This is a genomic window from Rhodopirellula sp. SH410 (assembly GCF_055811895.1).
Genome location: NZ_CM147949.1, coordinates 990,914 through 1,006,767 on the forward strand (window position 1 = coordinate 990,914; position 15,854 = coordinate 1,006,767).

Here is a 15,854-nt window from a genome sequence, read left to right on the forward strand (position 1 = left end):
CGATAAGTTCGAGCGGCGGTTGGAACGTCTCGTTCGAGAACTTGCTCGGCTAATCATGCAACGAGCCGTCCGAAACATCGAGTCGGACGACCGCGATCAGACAGTCAGTTCGTTCCGCTTCGATGGCCAAAGTTTCAGACGCAATCGCCGCACCACCAACACGATCGACACCCGCTTCGGGCCCGTCTCGTTTGAGCGGTGGTTCTTTCAAAACACACAAAGCGAAGCTCCAGGGATCGCTCCCTTGGACGTGCGATTGGGGATCGTGGCCAAGCGGATGACTCCGGCATTGGCGGAAGTCACCGGTCGTTTGGCTGCGGACCTGCCACAGCAAGCTGCGCGAGAGATGTTGGCGGAGCGGTTCGGTGTCACGCCATCAGTCGAAGCCTACCGCCGCGTCGTCGCCGATTTGGCCACACAAGTCCGCACCGTGCACGACGAAGAGGCGGTTAAACAACTAATCCAGTGGATCCAGGAGGCTCGACGGAGCGATGGAAAACACGACGTTTTACTGCAAGTGGGCCGCGACGGAGTGTTCGTGCAAACGCGTCCCTGTTGGGAGGAAGCGTCCTGTGGAACGATTGCCGTTTACGATCGCCATCGCAAACGAGTCGGGACGATCTACTTGGGCCAGATGCCCGAGAGCGAACAGCCGACGATGACCCGGCGCCTGACCGAAGTGATCCAAGGCGTACTGCGTGGGGCTGGATCGGAGGTGTTGAAACTTCGCTACGTCACCGACGCTGGCTGCCACCCGCAAGCGTACTATCGCGATGTACTCTGCAAGATGAAGCACCCGCTGACAAACCGGCGGCTGAAGTGGACTTGGTGCGTGGACTTCTTTCATGCTTGTGAATATGTTTCGCAGCTCGCCGCGTCGCTGTTCGGCAGTGGCACTGACGCAGCCAACCACTGGGCCAAGCAGCAACGCCATACCCTGCGTCACGAGCAGGGCGGCATCAAGACCGTGATCGCTCGAGCGGCACAACAGAAGCGACGTGGCGGACTCAAGGGAACCAGGAAAGACTTCGCACCAGCGCTGAACTACTTGAAGAAATACAAGGTGCACATGGACTATGCTGAGCGGAAGAAGATCGGTGATCCGATCGGCAGCGGTATTACCGAAGCGGGATGCAAGGTGATCTTCAATCAACGGCTCAAGCAATCGGGCATGCGTTGGCACCGCTTAACGGGCCAGTTCATCGTCGATCTTCGGACAGCGAACCGAAGCGGAATCTGGAATCGCATTTGGCATCGGCTAACTTCCTCGCATGCAGAGTTACCACCGATAACTCAAACAAACGCAAAACAATTAGCCTCAAACTAAATGAAAAACGCTGCTACTCAGCCGACTGCACCCTCCGATGCTGTGCAGGCGGCACCCAGAAGGTGCCACACGCATTTTCCCACGCTCGAAATGGCAGCCTGGGCAAAGCCGTGGAACTAGGAGGCCTGGAAAAACTAGCGACCGTCGCCGTCTGCGCGGAAAATTGGGTGGCCCCTTCTTTCCTTCTTTCGCTTCCCAAAATCACCGCAAAATCCCTACAGTCTCAATTCGGCCAAAAATACGACATCAAAAAGGCCGGTAACAACTACACGGATCGCACCCCTGCCCCATTTGGACGTCTCCAGTGCAGAGTCTGCTTAATTGGCACCTGACACCTTGATCTTTTCCAATTGCTTAAGATTATTTCGCTCTCTTGATGCCCCCAGTTCAGCTTCTGCATCTAGAGCCTCATACTGCTCATAAAGATTCTCAAACCGAATACCAAACTTTCGCGAATCGTTAAACCGACCAATGACTTTAAAATGTTCACCAAGGCGGTCGCGAAACGCTAGATCTGACGCATCTGCATCTCCTAGATCCCGAAGCAGCTCTCTGTACGAACTTAATGACCAAACCGCAACGTCCCAAATGTCATATCTCGCGAAATTTAAAAGATGTATTTTGCTAGCTCGGTCGAATAAATCTCGTAGTTCTTTAGAGTCATCCTGGCCTTTGGCTTCCGACAGCTCTCTAAGTCTTTTGTATGCTATCCTCGCGAAGGATTCTATGCACATTCCACGTGAGGTCTCACTCTCATCACTCCGGCAGCATTCGTAGATTTGAAATTCGGAAAAATCCATGATGGCGGGATATGGCGTTGCAAAAAGTTTGCCGATAAGTTCTCGGCTTAGCAACATTGTCAGGTGGGGTCTCCCAACTGGCAATTCGCCGACCGGAAAGAATTCAGATGAGCAATAGCTACGAACAAGATCTTTCGCGGGAGTGAAACCATCGTCTAGGATAAGAAGTCCAAGTAAAGCATGTGCTTCGGTTCTTTTGTCTGACCTGCAAAGACGGAGTATCGTCTGCGCGGAACGTGCTAAATCTGCTGGTAAGTATTGAGCATCTGCGATATATGCGATAGCCGTTGTCAAGCACAAGTTTCGCAAATCGTCATCCTTCGCTGCGATCGATAAACGCGAGAGAAGCGTGATACGTTTTTTGAATGAATCGCCATTAGTGTCTTGTGCAAGCGAGAGCAAAGCCTTAGCAGCATCAACTCGTTCTAATGACGATGATGTTGGAAACGCAGCGAACAATCTCTCGCTCAACCTGTCGGTCGCCGATTCTCTCTCTTCCCGAAGTAGCGGAGACTGGAGGATTGCTAGAAAGTTCATTGTTTCTGCTTCGCCACGCGGAATGACCGCAGCGATCTCGCCGATTTCCAGCGAGGGATCCAACAAAACAACAGGCCGGACAATTTCACTGGTAAATCCATGGTCAGCTAACAAAGTTTCTACAACAGCCCTCTGTGCATCTGAATCCGCGAAGCCGAACCAACCTTTAGAACCAGCATTTTGCATGCTACTTTGACCCATAGCTTCACAGCATGAGACTGACATTGCTAAGCACATCTGGGTAAGTATTTCGGTATAACTGGCAAGCTTTTTGCACCCATGTTGAGTTGGGAATCCTTTCTGATTTGCTAGCAAATGCTCGATGGTCGAGATTATGCGAAGCATCATGTTTCTCCCTGTTTCACGAACCGGGAGATTCAAATGGCACGCCCCTCTACAAAATTCGCACAAATTGGCTCAGTCGAGCAAAAACAGCAACTGACGGAAATGTGGAAAAGTCATCATTGCCACTATACGCGAGTTCGTGCGCACGCAATCTTACTCAGCGACCAACAGTACGAAATAAGTTCCCTTGTCGATATCTTTGGCGTGGATCGAGATTCGGTATCCAGTTGGATTGACAGATTTTCAGAAGGCGGCCCCGACGCACTTGAAGACTCCGAGCATCCCGGTGCGCCGCCGATACTCAACGCCTCAGAGCAGCAAACTCTCCGGCGACTACTTCGAAAATACCCGAATCGACCAGCCAAGGTGCTGAAAGAGCTGAAAGAAAAAACCGGCAAGGAAATCAAGCGACCCACTCTGCGAGAATACGCGAGGCGGTTTCGGCTGAGTTGGAAACGTTATCGTCGAAGTTTGCGGCAAAAACGGGATGAAAAGAAATTTCAATTGGCCAAGGAAGAGCTAGCCGAGTTTCTCGAAGAACCGGATTTGAACGTTGTTTACTTTGACGAGGCGGGTTTCTCGCTCAAAGGAGTTGTTCCCTACGGATGGCAACCGATCGGTCGACGCTACGAAATACCCGTAACCGGGGCACACGGCAGCAACGTTCAAGCGATTGGGTTTCAGGGTCAAGACGGTGAAACCCACACCTATCTCCACAAAGGCTACGTGAACAGCGAAATGGTGATTGCAATTTTCGATGATTATTGCCAAACAATCGACGGTCCAACTGTTGTGGTCCTTGACAATGCCTCAGTCCACACGAGCGGAGCATTTCAAACTCGCATGGAAGACTGGGCAGAGAAAGGACTCTACATCTACCATCTGCCGCCATACAGTCCAGAGCTGAATGCAATTGAAATGCTTTGGAAAAAACTCAAGTACCAACTGCTCCCCGCTGGCGCCTGGGAGCGCTTCAGTACACTGCTAAACACACTTACGAAAACACTCAATGAGTTTGGAGAAGTGTCGTATATGCCTACGCTTTTTAATTATGCCGAATAAATTCACCCGACGTGCTTATTACACTAGTGTAGATGCAAATCACACCTAATTTGCAAAAAAACATTATATGCCACTCCCCGCCGCTGGACAGTTGGATTCACACTCTTTTTGATCGAAAGCACCCTTTACAACTCCTCTATAGCCTTTGGCCAGTAGGAAAATCTTAAGTGCATCTTGGCATCCCAGTGCTTCGCAACATTCGCGACACTGAGGAGCTGCCTTTGGATTCTTTGGATCGGCACACATTGCGGGAGGCGTTCCGGGCGGATCTCCGCTGTCAGTTCCGTTTCCGCACGGATCGCCGAGTCCGAGATTGCCGGGTTTATTTCTGTTTGCCTCGCAGCAGACGATGCTAACGATAAACTCCAAGTTGTTCCCAACTATTTGCTTAGTGACGGACTTAATAAACTTTTCCCCGCACTCTCTTGCTGCAGTTTTTCGTTGAACACCATCCCTAAGCTTTTTAGTGAAACATTCCGCAAAGCTTCTTGCAGAGCCGCCCACTTGCGGCGGTTTTTGGCCACCACCAATCAGATGGGCAAACTTCTCTCCACAGGTGGAGCTTCCCGTAACTATAGGCCCGGCTGGCTTTCTCTGCGTACCTGAAGCATCTAAATAAGTTAATACTCCACTAGCAACGTACTCATAAATGTTCCAAAGGCTGCCCTCGAACCCAATCGGGTCTCTGGAGCTAAACCTGCCCAGTTGAGCGTCGTACCAGCGGTTACGGAAGTAGTACAGCCCGGCATTCGGTGTCCACTCGCGGCTAGTATAGGTGTAGTGAACACCGTAGGTGCTTACCGTTCGCGGCGTGAAGTTGGCCGCGAAGATACTCAGGTTGCCGTACGGGTCGTACTCGTAGCGTTCCTGCACGCTACCCGAATCGCTCACCACCGCCGTCGTGTTCCAGTTCGCATCGGCCAGGTAGTACAGTCGCTCGGTCAAGAGTCCACCGGAGGGCGAGATATCGCGATCGCGGAGTACGAGATCGTCGATGTATCGCATCCCCCACACGTATTGGCGCCGTGGCGTGTTGGACGTGTCGACGTGTTCCTCCACGCACTGCCAGGCGTCGGTGAAGTAGTACTCACGCGTCCGGGCGAGTGTTCCCGAGGTGTACTCCTTGGCAGCGACGCGGAAGTTACGGCCGTCGAACTGGTTTTCTAGGAGCACGTTCGAAGTCGCGTCATCGACCAGCTTCGTCATCCGGTTCCATGCGTCAAACGTCGCCGTCATTGTCGCGTCGGTGCCAAGATCAGGGCGGGGGTTGGTCGTCGTGTTACCGTTCCTGTCGTAAACGGGTGTCGCCCAGATGTCGCTTGGCGTGTTGCTGATGTCCGTGATCTCGTTGACTTCGTTCGCAGTGCGCGTCTGATTAAAATCCCAGGTACCGTCGCCGTTCTCGTCTTGCCGGAACTCTTTCCAGTTACCTGTCGAGTCAAGCGTCCAGCACTGAGCGGCGTCGAGCGAGGTGATCGCGGTGTGCGTGCCACTGAGCTGGCCACGGTGGGCGGACTGCAGGCGATTGAGCCCGTCATAGGCGTATAGCCAGTCGTGTTGCCGGTTGGGATCCGACGGGTTTTCTCGCCAGATTCGGTTACTGGCTCGGTCATAGCCGTACTCGATCCGGGATAGATCGGTGCCTGCCGAGACATCTCGCCAACGAACGTCTTTTACCCGACCGAAGCGATCCAAACCGCTGTAGATATCACCAGTGTCGGGATCCGTCGATAGTGTCGGTGAGATCAGCGTGTAGCGGAGATCGGCCTGCGTGCTGTCCTGTTGGACGAAGGTGCCAAAACCCAGGTATTCGTAGGCGGCTAAGACGGTCGAATCATCATCGATCAGGCTGAACACCTGGTTCAGTTTATCGGTGATCGAGCCACTGCTGCCGTAGTCGAGCGTGACTTCTCGCCCGTTGGGATAGAGCGTGGCGGTGGGACGCAGCACGTTCCCGCTGCCGTCGGTGTACGACCGTCCCACGCTGGGTGTCGAGGCGGGGTTGACCGCGCCGCTGTGCGACTGGAACGTTTTCGTCACTTGTCCGAACCCATCGAACTGTCGGGTGATTTGATTCTCGATCGATCCGCTGCCGACCGATGCGTTATTATAGCAAGTCACCGCCGAGACATTCCCGCGAACGTCGTAGGTTTGCTCTACCCGGCGGATCGCTCCGTCGACGCCTGCACCTAAGGTGGTCACCCGGTCCTGCGTCTGACGACCGAGGGCGTCGAAGTCGTACTGGCGGGTCGTACCGTTTTGATCCGTGAGGCTGGTCCGTTGCGACTGGCGGTTATACGTGTAGCTGACGCTATCAGACGTGCCGGTTGAATCCGGGTAGATCTCACGACGCAGCAGGGTGCTCGACGCGATCGCGCTGTCTGACAGTGTGGTGCCGTAGATGTACTGCGTCACCTGATTGCCGGTCGAGGCGTTGACGGCGGTCAGTGTTTTGAGATCACCATCGGGTGTGTAGGTGAACTGCACGGTTTGGTTTTGATCATCCGATGCTGTGCAGGCGGCACCCAGAAGGTGCCACACGCATTTTTTCACGCTCGAAATGGCAGCCTGGGCAAAGCCGCGGAGCAAGGAGGCCTGGGAAAACTAGCGACCGTCGCCGTCTGCGCGGAAAATTGGGTGCCCCTTCTCTCGTTGCACTTTCCGGAGCTCAATAGCTTGCCTGCGTTTCCCTTGGTACGGAAGCTCAGCACAACCTTGTTACCGCAGTCGCAACTCCGAGAGAGGCCGAAGTCGGTGGCTAGTCGTTCTTCGTAAGAAACTTTCATTCTCTATCCAAAACCGGTTTTATCCCGGCACTCCCGGACCCATTAGATGGTTTCCTTCCGCTTCACTGAAGCATTAAACGCAATTGCCCGTAAACCAGAAGGACGCCAGGTACGGCGGTGATTGCTACTAGCAATCGACGACAATTGAGCGTGCAAGAACCACGGCTATTGGGCAAAGTCCATGCAAGACAGCCCAAAAAGCTTGTGCAGATAGTTGTCAGAATTAAGCACGACGCGAATTCCGAGACGTCTTTCCCGGATGCATGCTTGAATGCAAAGGCGACTACCCATCCAAACTGAATCCATCCACAGGCCGTCAGCGACGCGCCGACAAGTGTCAATGTTGAAACCCTAGCCTTAGGTTCCGCTTTTCTGGTTGACGCAACCGATCTGTACGGGTTGGAGTCTTGCTCTTTCACAAAATAGGCCACGCAGGTCCGCCTTCTCCGCTATCTGGGTGGGGAGTTGGATTGGGATAAGTCTCAGGTTGGATTGGCCCAAGCCACGGTGCGTGTAAAGGCGTTGGAGATGGATTGCCAAATGGATGCACTTGTACCCAAGTCCACGACTGGCAGTAACGAACACCAAGCCAATACCCATATACTTGACACACTTTCCGAAATCTCAAAGGGTTGTACCAAGGGGCATTGTATTTCGGGAGCGGGTACCCCAGGTCTGGGATGGGAGTCGCATACCAAGAACGTTCCCAGTTAGAGTCCAAACAACATGTCGACAAGGTGTTGTTGACGCTGGTCTGACAATTATTGCCGGGTAGGCCACCAGGGTAGTACCAATTCCGAGCCGTACATTGCTGTATCTGTAGGTTGGTCGCCATGCAACAAGAAGTTCCGTCGGGCAAGGAACGACGGCAATCCGTGGATCGAGCTATTGGATACCAAGTCCACGAGCCCGCTGAATATTGATCTGTGGGGCACGGGCCATTTTCGATTTGACAGTGTGTTCCAACGCCCGTGAATCCCTCAGCTCTGCAGCATACTCTCGGCATCAACCCTTTCGGGTCGGTATAGACCATAGGTCGAGAACCAACATACTCATGTATGTTGACGGAGTAGCCGTGATACCCGATGGGATCTCTGGAGCAAGAATCGGTGGAGTGTTCGTAGGTGCAATCATGAGGCCGTCGTCGCTGCAGTTTGGCTAGGCATTGCGTTTTCGCAAGCGTTCCTGAAGGGATTCAATCTGCATCGTAAGTGTAGGTAGGTCTCCTTCGATCAACTCGGCGTCCATGGAAATGGTTTCGCCCAGCAGTTCTTGCAGTACTTGAATCTTGCCCGCCAGTTTGCCTTTTTCAAGCCCTTCTTCACGTCCTTCCTCTCGCCCTTCTTCGCGGGCACCTGAGATGGCCCATTCGTAGTCTCGTTGGGCCTTTTCGCGTTGGTCATACATCTGTTTGTCCTCGGTCTTGCCGGATATGATTTCGATCGTGGAAATGGCTGTCTCGAACTCGATGCCGGGCAGCAACTGCCTGAGCGTCTCGGAATCGTAGTTTTGAGCGTACCGCAAGAGAAATGCCCACTGATGCAGCTTACTCGCTTTGGCAATGGTCTGCTCTTCGAGCGAATACTTGGTCAATTCTACCGTGTGGACCTCGATCGCGTTAGTGATTTCTCGACCGCTTGCCCGGTCGAGCATTTGGAAGCGATGGTGGGCCTGTTCGTTTCCGGCAAACAGCACCCGATTCATTAAACAAATCGAGATTGACCGAGCAGCCCGTGCGTAGTTGCTGCCGAGCGTCAATTGATCGACGTACATGCTACAGGCGTAATATACCAGTCGCTCAATCAAGCCGGCATAGACCGAAACCTGCATCTCCACATTCAACAATCGACCAAACTCATCACGACAACGCACGTCCAGCACGATCAACTTACTCTCGGCAAACTCTTGGTAACTGAACGGATTGAGCACTTCGACAGCAGTGATCGGGCGTTCGAGATCGAGGATGGCATTGAGTAACCCAATCAGGGCCGCCGAATTTTGAGGCGAGCCGAAGATCTTCTTGAAAGCGAAATCGACAGTCGGCCGAATTCCAAGCGCCATGCTGAGTGCTCTAAAGTGAAAGGTACCGAACTTCTGTGCGCAGCCAGCTTAACGCATTCTGCTGGAGATGGCAGTCGGTGGCGAGCCAACTCGCCGAAGGCAAACCGACCGTCGGCGCTACCGAGAAAAAGTGAATCTCGATAACGTACTGCGTTTCTAAATGTCGCATTCGATCGCCCGTCACTCCCACAGACGCATCCGCACGCCGGCCAGAATGGTGCGATGTCCCCGTGAGTCGGCCTCGCTTCGCTAGCCTTTTTTGACTGCGTTCGCCGGGTGGGCTCCTGCCACCGGGCTTAGTCACGCGGCGACGTGCTGTCACGGTCGTTCAGCGATCTATCCAGAGTGGCGGCATCCAGCCGAAACAGCCGCGACGCACTTCGTGTGCGTCGGTACGTCCGCTTCGCTCACCCGGAAGAACCAACGCCTGGGCGGTTTCGTGCCGCAAGTGTAGCGGACTTGGTGTCCACCAACAAAAAACGGCAGCTTATCGGCTACCGTTTCAGCTTCGTTTTACTCCGGTTCACGGTGTGGTCTCCCGGAAACTACCCCCGTCCCCTTTGATCTTGCCGTCCCCTTTGATCTTGCTCACAGATCTCCCCGTTCCACTGAAGAGGAACTGAGAGATCATCGCCCACAGCGTTATCGCAGGCGTGAATACATCGTCGTAGGCGCTTCCGAACTCGACTTTTTCTTCGCTAAAAACATCTTTGACGAACGAGTCATCGATGATTTCGGTCAACGGCAAAGCCGTCGACTGAATCATTGATCGCTTGAAAATGCTGAAGCAATCCTTCGAGTCAACTGATAGAATGGACATGACCCTTCCTTGGTCGATTTCCTGAAAGTCCCCAACCAAGGAAGGTCACGTCACCGCCGAATTATATCGGCCGATCGGGTCACGCCAATCTCAATATTCATTTATCGGTGACAATCTGTCGAAACTTCGAACCGCGAAGGAACGCGGCTCTCGGTGCTGCGCGGCAGTCGACCGTCGCTGACAAAAAGTTCTCGAAAACAGCGTAGACAATGCCATTCGCGTCCGACACCTTTTAGAGCACTGCGGAGTTTGACCTATTTGGCCTCTCGCAGTTAGGTAATTTCTGAAGTTGATCGAAGGCATTTCATTCCAAACCGGAAGAAAGGCCAGCCAATCGGTGCAAGTACGAGGGAAAGACGCGATAGATTCAAGTTTGGAAAGACGGCCAACGTGCTCTGCGTCTCTCGAATGAAATTCAGCCAGATTGGAATTGCGACAAGAGCGGACGCGATTGCTACGCAGAATAATCCGACGCAATATACTTTCATTTCTATTCTGATGGTTAAAGGAGCAAGTTTGAATGTATACGCCTATTAAACATATGGTGACGGTTCGGCAGAATTACGGTCATCGGCTGGGCATTCGTGGCAACCTTTCAGACAATCATCGATTGCAGCACCAATAAGTGTAACTTGAGCAGTGTAATAACCGGTCCAAAGGGCTACGCAAACCAAACTTCCAGGGAAAAAAAGCAACCCGCATGTCGCGATCCCTGTGCCATATTCGACCAACGCAATTCCCAAAGCAGCTACAGCGGCTGCGGCACAGCACGCCTCGCAACCATCTGGATTATCAATTTCACCGCAACCATAAACAAGAGCAAGGGCAGCTGCCGCTGACAAGCTTCCTGGCTTCGAGGGTAAGGTTGGCTTCGCTTGCGTCCCCTGGGGATCTATTCCCCATACTGCAAAATACGCTCGATACAAACTGTTTCCATCCACATACCCGATGGGATCTCTGGAGCAAGAATCGGTGGAGTGTTCGTAGGTGCAATCATGAGGCCGTCGTCGCTGCAGTTTGGCTAGGCATTGCGTTTTCGCAAGCGTTCCTGAAGGGATTCAATCTGCATCGTAAGTGTAGGTAGGTCTCCTTCGATCAACTCGGCGTCCATGGAAATGGTTTCGCCCAGCAGTTCTTGCAGTACTTGAATCTTGCCCGCCAGTTTGCCTTTTTCAAGCCCTTCCTCGCGTCCTTCCTCTCGCCCTTCTTCGCGGGCACCTGAGATGGCCCATTCGTAGTCTCGTTGGGCCTTTTCGCGTTGGTCATACATCTGTTTGTCCTCGGTCTTGCCGGATATGATTTCGATCGTGGAAATGGCTGTCTCGAACTCGATGCCGGGCAGCAACTGCCTGAGCGTCTCTGAATCGTAGTTTTGAGCGTACCGCAAGAGAAATGCCCACTGATGCAGCTTACTCGCTTTGGCAATGGTCTGCTCTTCGAGCGAATACTTGGTCAATTCTACCGTGTGGACCTCGATCGCGTTAGTGATTTCTCGACCGCTTGCCCGGTCGAGCATTTGGAAGCGATGGTGGGCCTGTTCGTTTCCGGCAAACAGCACCCGATTCATTAAACAAATCGAGATTGACCGAGCAGCCAGTGCGTAGTTGCTGCCGAGCGTCAATTGATCGACGTACATGCTACAGGCGTAATATACCAGTCGCTCAATCAAACCGGCGTAGACCGAAACCTGCATCTCCACATTCAACAATCGACCGGACTCATCACGACAACGCACGTCGAGCACGATCAACTTACTCTCGGCAAACTCTTGGTAACTGAACGGATTGAGCACTTCGACAGCAGTGATCGGGCGTTCGAGATCGAGGATGGCATTGAGCAGCCCAATCAGCGCTGCCGAATTTTGAGGCGAGCCGAAGATCTTCTTGAAAGCGAAATCGACAGTCGGCCGAATTCCAAGCGCCATGCTGAGTGCTCTAAAGTGAAAGGTACCGAACTTCTGTGCGCAGCCAGCTTAACGCATTCTGCTGGAGATGGCAGTCGGTGGCGAGCCAACCCGCCGAAGGCAAACCGACCGTCGGCGCTACCGAGAAAAAGTGAATCTCAATAACGTACTGCGTTTCTAAATGTCGCATTCGATCGCCCGTCACTCCCACAGACGCATCCGCACGCCGGCCAGAATGGTGCGATGTCCCCGTGAGTCGGCCTCGCTTCGCTAGCCTTTTTTGACTGCGTTCGCCGGGTGGGCTCCTGCCACCGGGCTTAGTCACGCGGCGACGTGCTGTCACGGTCGTTCAGCGATCTATCCAGAGTGGCGGCATCCAGCCGAAACAGCCGCGACGCACTTCGTGTGCGTCGGTACGTTTGCTTCGCTCACCCGGAAGAACCAACGCCTGGGCGGTTTCGTGCCGCAAGTGTAGCGGAGTTGGTGTCCACCAACGAAAAACGGCAGCCTATCGGCTACCGTTTCAGCTTCGTTTTACTCCGGTTCACGGTGTGGTCTCCCGGAAACTACCCCCGTCCCCTTTTGTCTTCCGGGGACTAAACTGTTACAACCTTATCGGGCTTGTTCGCTAACGATCCTCCGTCCATCTACCAATTTTGGAATCGTAGTAGCATGAAGGATACCCACCGTCGGTAGCAAAAATAAGTACAAAGCTTTTCCCATCCTGTCGCACTAAGTATTTCCAGGATTTTGTGCCTGCATCGGGAGGAGGGATTACTGAAAGATAACCTGGAACTAGCTCATCAAGAGTATCGGGCAATGAATTATTCGACTGCTCGTGCTTCGCAATGGCCTTGATTATCTTGTCCCCGGATGACATTGACGTGCTGATCTTTTTGGTGGACCAGTTGGAACATCCCGGTAGAGAAATGCAGCTGCATACGAGCATACAGTACCAAAAGATAAAAAAGTTGCTCGACCTCGCACGTTGCTTGATCACGACGTGCTCCCCCCTGAGGAATTTCCAGACCCTGCGGAACCGCCTCCGCTGGCTGTTCCAGCTGGGTCGATCCGGGGATCGTCCTCAGATGTCACGAGTGTTCCATTTTTTACCGCCTCTGTACATGCCTTCTCCACATGGTACGACACATCGCCGCAAAGGTACCCCCTCTCGGCAAAACGTATTCCAATCCGCCTCCCTATTGGATTATTAAATTGATCAACATCACTATCGGTGGTGTCTTCGCCATATTCGTGGGCATTACCGATCGCTTCGGCGGCATCTTCGCCGTAGTGATAAGCTAACATCGCTTGCCAGTAGCAATGGCGAGCTGCATTCTGTTCTCCGGGCTCAATAAACCCAACCCCAAATCCCATAGCCTCCCCTCCAATTCCGTTACCGAGTAGGCCTGACGCTCCGAGCGCGTCGATCGGGCCGACCTCCCAGGCACCACGACATGCTTCGCAGGCTGTGTTCCACCATCCTTTGGCCTTGCCTGATGAATCTCTAGAGTTGAGGGGCTTACAGGTGACATAAGAATACAGATTCTGTCCATCCACGTACCCAATCGGATCTCTGGAGCAAGAATCGGTGGAGTGTTCGTAGGTGCAATCATGAGGCCGTCGTCGCTGCAGTTTGGCTAGCCATTGCGTTTTCGCAAGCGTTCCTGAAGGGATTCAATCTGCATCGTAAGTGTAGGTAGGTCTCCTTCGATCAACTCGGCGTCCATGGAAATGGTTTCGCCCAGCAGTTCTTGCAGTACTTGAATCTTGCCCGCCAGTTTGCCTTTTTCAAGCCCTTCCTCGCGTCCTTCCTCTCGCCCTTCTTCGCGGGCACCTGAGATGGCCCATTCGTAGTCTCGTTGGGCCTTTTCGCGTTGGTCATACATCTGTTTGTCCTCGGTCTTGCCGGATATGATTTCGATCGTGGAAATGGCTGTCTCGAACTCGATGCCGGGCAGCAACTGCCTGAGCGTCTCCGAATCGTAGTTTTGAGCGTACCGCAAGAGAAATGCCCACTGATGCAGCTTACTCGCTTTGGCAATGGTCTGCTCTTCGAGCGAATACTTGGTCAATTCTACCGTGTGGACCTCGATCGCGTTAGTGATTTCTCGACCGCTTGCCCGGTCGAGCATTTGGAAGCGGTGGTGGGCCTGTTCGTTTCCCGCAAACAGCACCCGATTCATTAAACAAATCGAGATTGACCGAGCAGCCAGTGCGTAGTTGCTGCCGAGCGTCAATTGATCGACGTACATGCTACAGGCGTAATATACCAGTCGCTCAATCAAACCGGCATAGACCGAAACCTGCATCTCCACATTCAACAATCGACCGGACTCATCACGACAACGCACGTCGAGCACGATCAACTTACTCTCGGCAAACTCTTGGTAACTGAACGGATTGAGCACTTCGCCAGCAGTGATCGGGCGTTCGAGATCGAGGATGGCATTGAGCAGCCCAATCAGCGCTGCGGAATTCTGAGGCGAGCCGAAGATCTTCTTGAAAGCGAAATCGACAGTCGGCCGAATTCCAAGCGCCATGCTGAGTGCTCTAAAGTGAAAGGTACCGAACTTCTGTACGCAGCCAGCTTAACGCATTCTGCTGGAGATGGCAGTCGGTGGCGAGCCAACTCGCCGAAGGCAAACCGACCGTCGGCGCTACCGAGAAAAAGTGAATCTCGATAACGTACTGCGTTTCTAAATGTCGCATTCGATCGCCCGTCACTCCCACAGACGCATCCGCACGCCGGCCAGAATGGTGCGATGTCCCCGTGAGTCGGCCTCGCTTCGCTAGCCTTTTTTGACTGCGTTCGCCGGGTGGGCTCCTGCCACCGGGCTTAACCTTTTCAGGCGGATCCCTTTCTGCTCATTCCAAGATCTTGCGGGGATCTTTCTGTATCGAATACCGTACAAGAATCATAGAGTGCTCCGAGCAGGCCCATGGCAGGAATTATGCATCCCTGAAGATTAGCTCCACAAAAATCTGCCGATTCAAACTTTGCAACATTGCTTGCCTTGACGTTGCGAAAGGACGACCCATGTAGATCACACTGCTTGAAGTCAACACCACGCAAATCGGCAGAATCAAAATTGCACAATTTTGCGGTCGCTCGGAAAAAGCTGCACCAATAGAGATCGGCGGATTCAAAAGAAGAAGCCGTCAAGGTGGAGTCGGTGAAATCCGCTCCCTCCAATGTAAGCCTTGAGAAATCGCAACGTTCTAGCACCAGTTCGTCCAAACGAGCACCGATTAGTTCGCCGTCGAATTCGTGCAGGACTTCGCCATTCAGACTATGCAGTTTCATGTAAATACAACCATTGTTGGACGTCGGATCATGCCATATTGGGGACACTCGGCCATATCGGCATGATGAACAGAGGCAAGCTAGGAATTCCCCAGGTCGGTGTTGTCCGAGGGGGCGGAACGAACGGCCTCGGTACTGGCCGTGGAACCGGGGTTTCCATAACAGGTAATGGAACCGGATTGGGTACCGGGTTTGGAACCGGTTCCGGATCATCGCAAGGCGGTGGATCAGTACATCTCGCAATGTAAAGTGCACTATTCAACGCAAGGGATGCTTTGTCAATGTTAATGAGTCACCGATGCCCACGCTTACTTAGACGAGGCTTTGCGTGATCGTTTGGATGAGTTTCCGGAAGGCCCAGAGGATCTTCACGTAACTCACTCTGACGTTGCGATATTTTCTTTTCTAAGTTCTTAATTTTCTCCGCAAGACGTCTGCAGTAGTCAGGCGAATGCGTGGCCAATCCGCTAGGATCCGTTTCGTCCACTCCAAAATACACGCAATACAAAGACGAGCCATCCACATACCCAATCGGGTCTCTGGAGCAAGACCCGAGGTGGGTGGGGATACATTCACTCGCGGTCATCGTAGATGCCCAATCGTCACGCTTGGCGGTCACGGAGACGCTGCTGTAAGGTTGCGAGTTGGGTCGTAAGTGCATCTACTTCCTGCGATTGGAGTGCGGCATCCGTCGTAGGTGGTTCCCCGAGCAAGTCCTGTATCAGTTGGATCTTTCCAGCCAGTCTGCCCTTCGTTAATCCAAGTTGCTCACCTTTCGCTAGTCCAAGCTGCTCGCCCTCTTCAATACCTGTTACCGACCTCGCTCTGATCGCATTTTACGGTCTTTTCCTGCCGAATTGTTGTCGTAGTCACGGACTGTTCTTACACCGGTAATTCGGTAGGCAG

At 53.1% G+C, this 15,854-nt stretch carries 10 protein-coding genes; 2 read left to right on the forward strand and 8 right to left on the reverse strand.

Annotated features, from left to right (window positions below):
- The first annotated feature begins 55 nt into the window (after positions 1-55).
- Complete coding sequence (locus SH410x_RS03955) at positions 56-1,327, forward strand: transposase (RefSeq protein WP_473674828.1); 1,272 nt, start codon at positions 56-58, stop codon at positions 1,325-1,327.
- Between the two features lie 317 nt (positions 1,328-1,644).
- Here the strand turns inward: SH410x_RS03955 and SH410x_RS03960 are convergent, their stop codons facing one another.
- Positions 1,645-3,009, reverse strand: coding sequence for a hypothetical protein (locus tag SH410x_RS03960; RefSeq protein ID WP_473674830.1), 1,365 nt, complete (start codon positions 3,007-3,009; stop codon positions 1,645-1,647).
- On the opposite strand from SH410x_RS03960, the gene SH410x_RS03965 reads away from it, so the two are divergent.
- Positions 2,980-4,071 carry an IS630 family transposase gene (locus SH410x_RS03965; RefSeq protein ID WP_473668492.1) on the forward strand — a complete coding sequence of 364 codons (1,092 nt, stop codon included), beginning with the start codon at positions 2,980-2,982 and terminating at the stop codon, positions 4,069-4,071. The two genes, SH410x_RS03960 and SH410x_RS03965, sit on opposite strands and share 30 nt — an antisense overlap.
- 63 nt (positions 4,072-4,134) lie before the next feature.
- Here the strand turns inward: SH410x_RS03965 and SH410x_RS03970 are convergent, their stop codons facing one another.
- The 7 genes from SH410x_RS03970 to SH410x_RS04000 all read right to left on the reverse strand — a co-directional run bounded on the left by SH410x_RS03970 (position 4,135) and on the right by SH410x_RS04000 (position 14,948).
- Positions 4,135-6,612 carry an RHS repeat domain-containing protein gene (locus SH410x_RS03970; RefSeq protein WP_473674832.1) on the reverse strand — a complete coding sequence of 826 codons (2,478 nt, stop codon included), beginning with the start codon at positions 6,610-6,612 and terminating at the stop codon, positions 4,135-4,137.
- A gap of 1,403 nt (positions 6,613-8,015) precedes the next feature.
- Positions 8,016-8,918 (reverse strand): Rpn family recombination-promoting nuclease/putative transposase, encoded by a 903-nt coding sequence (locus SH410x_RS03975; RefSeq protein ID WP_473674834.1) that lies wholly within the window; start codon positions 8,916-8,918, stop codon positions 8,016-8,018.
- Positions 8,919-9,441: 523 nt separating this feature from the next.
- A complete protein-coding gene (locus tag SH410x_RS03980) occupies positions 9,442-9,738 on the reverse strand; it encodes a hypothetical protein (protein WP_473674835.1) in 297 nt (98 codons plus the stop codon).
- Between the two features lie 1,021 nt (positions 9,739-10,759).
- Positions 10,760-11,662 carry an Rpn family recombination-promoting nuclease/putative transposase gene (locus tag SH410x_RS03985; protein ID WP_473674837.1) on the reverse strand — a complete coding sequence of 301 codons (903 nt, stop codon included), beginning with the start codon at positions 11,660-11,662 and terminating at the stop codon, positions 10,760-10,762.
- 975 nt (positions 11,663-12,637) lie between these two features.
- A complete protein-coding gene (locus tag SH410x_RS03990) occupies positions 12,638-13,018 on the reverse strand; it encodes a DUF6973 domain-containing protein (protein ID WP_473674839.1) in 381 nt (126 codons plus the stop codon).
- A gap of 263 nt (positions 13,019-13,281) precedes the next feature.
- Positions 13,282-14,184, reverse strand: coding sequence for an Rpn family recombination-promoting nuclease/putative transposase (locus SH410x_RS03995; RefSeq protein WP_473674840.1), 903 nt, complete (start codon positions 14,182-14,184; stop codon positions 13,282-13,284).
- 305 nt (positions 14,185-14,489) lie between these two features.
- Positions 14,490-14,948 (reverse strand): pentapeptide repeat-containing protein, encoded by a 459-nt coding sequence (locus SH410x_RS04000; RefSeq protein WP_473674842.1) that lies wholly within the window; start codon positions 14,946-14,948, stop codon positions 14,490-14,492.
- Between the last annotated feature and the right edge of the window lie 906 nt (positions 14,949-15,854).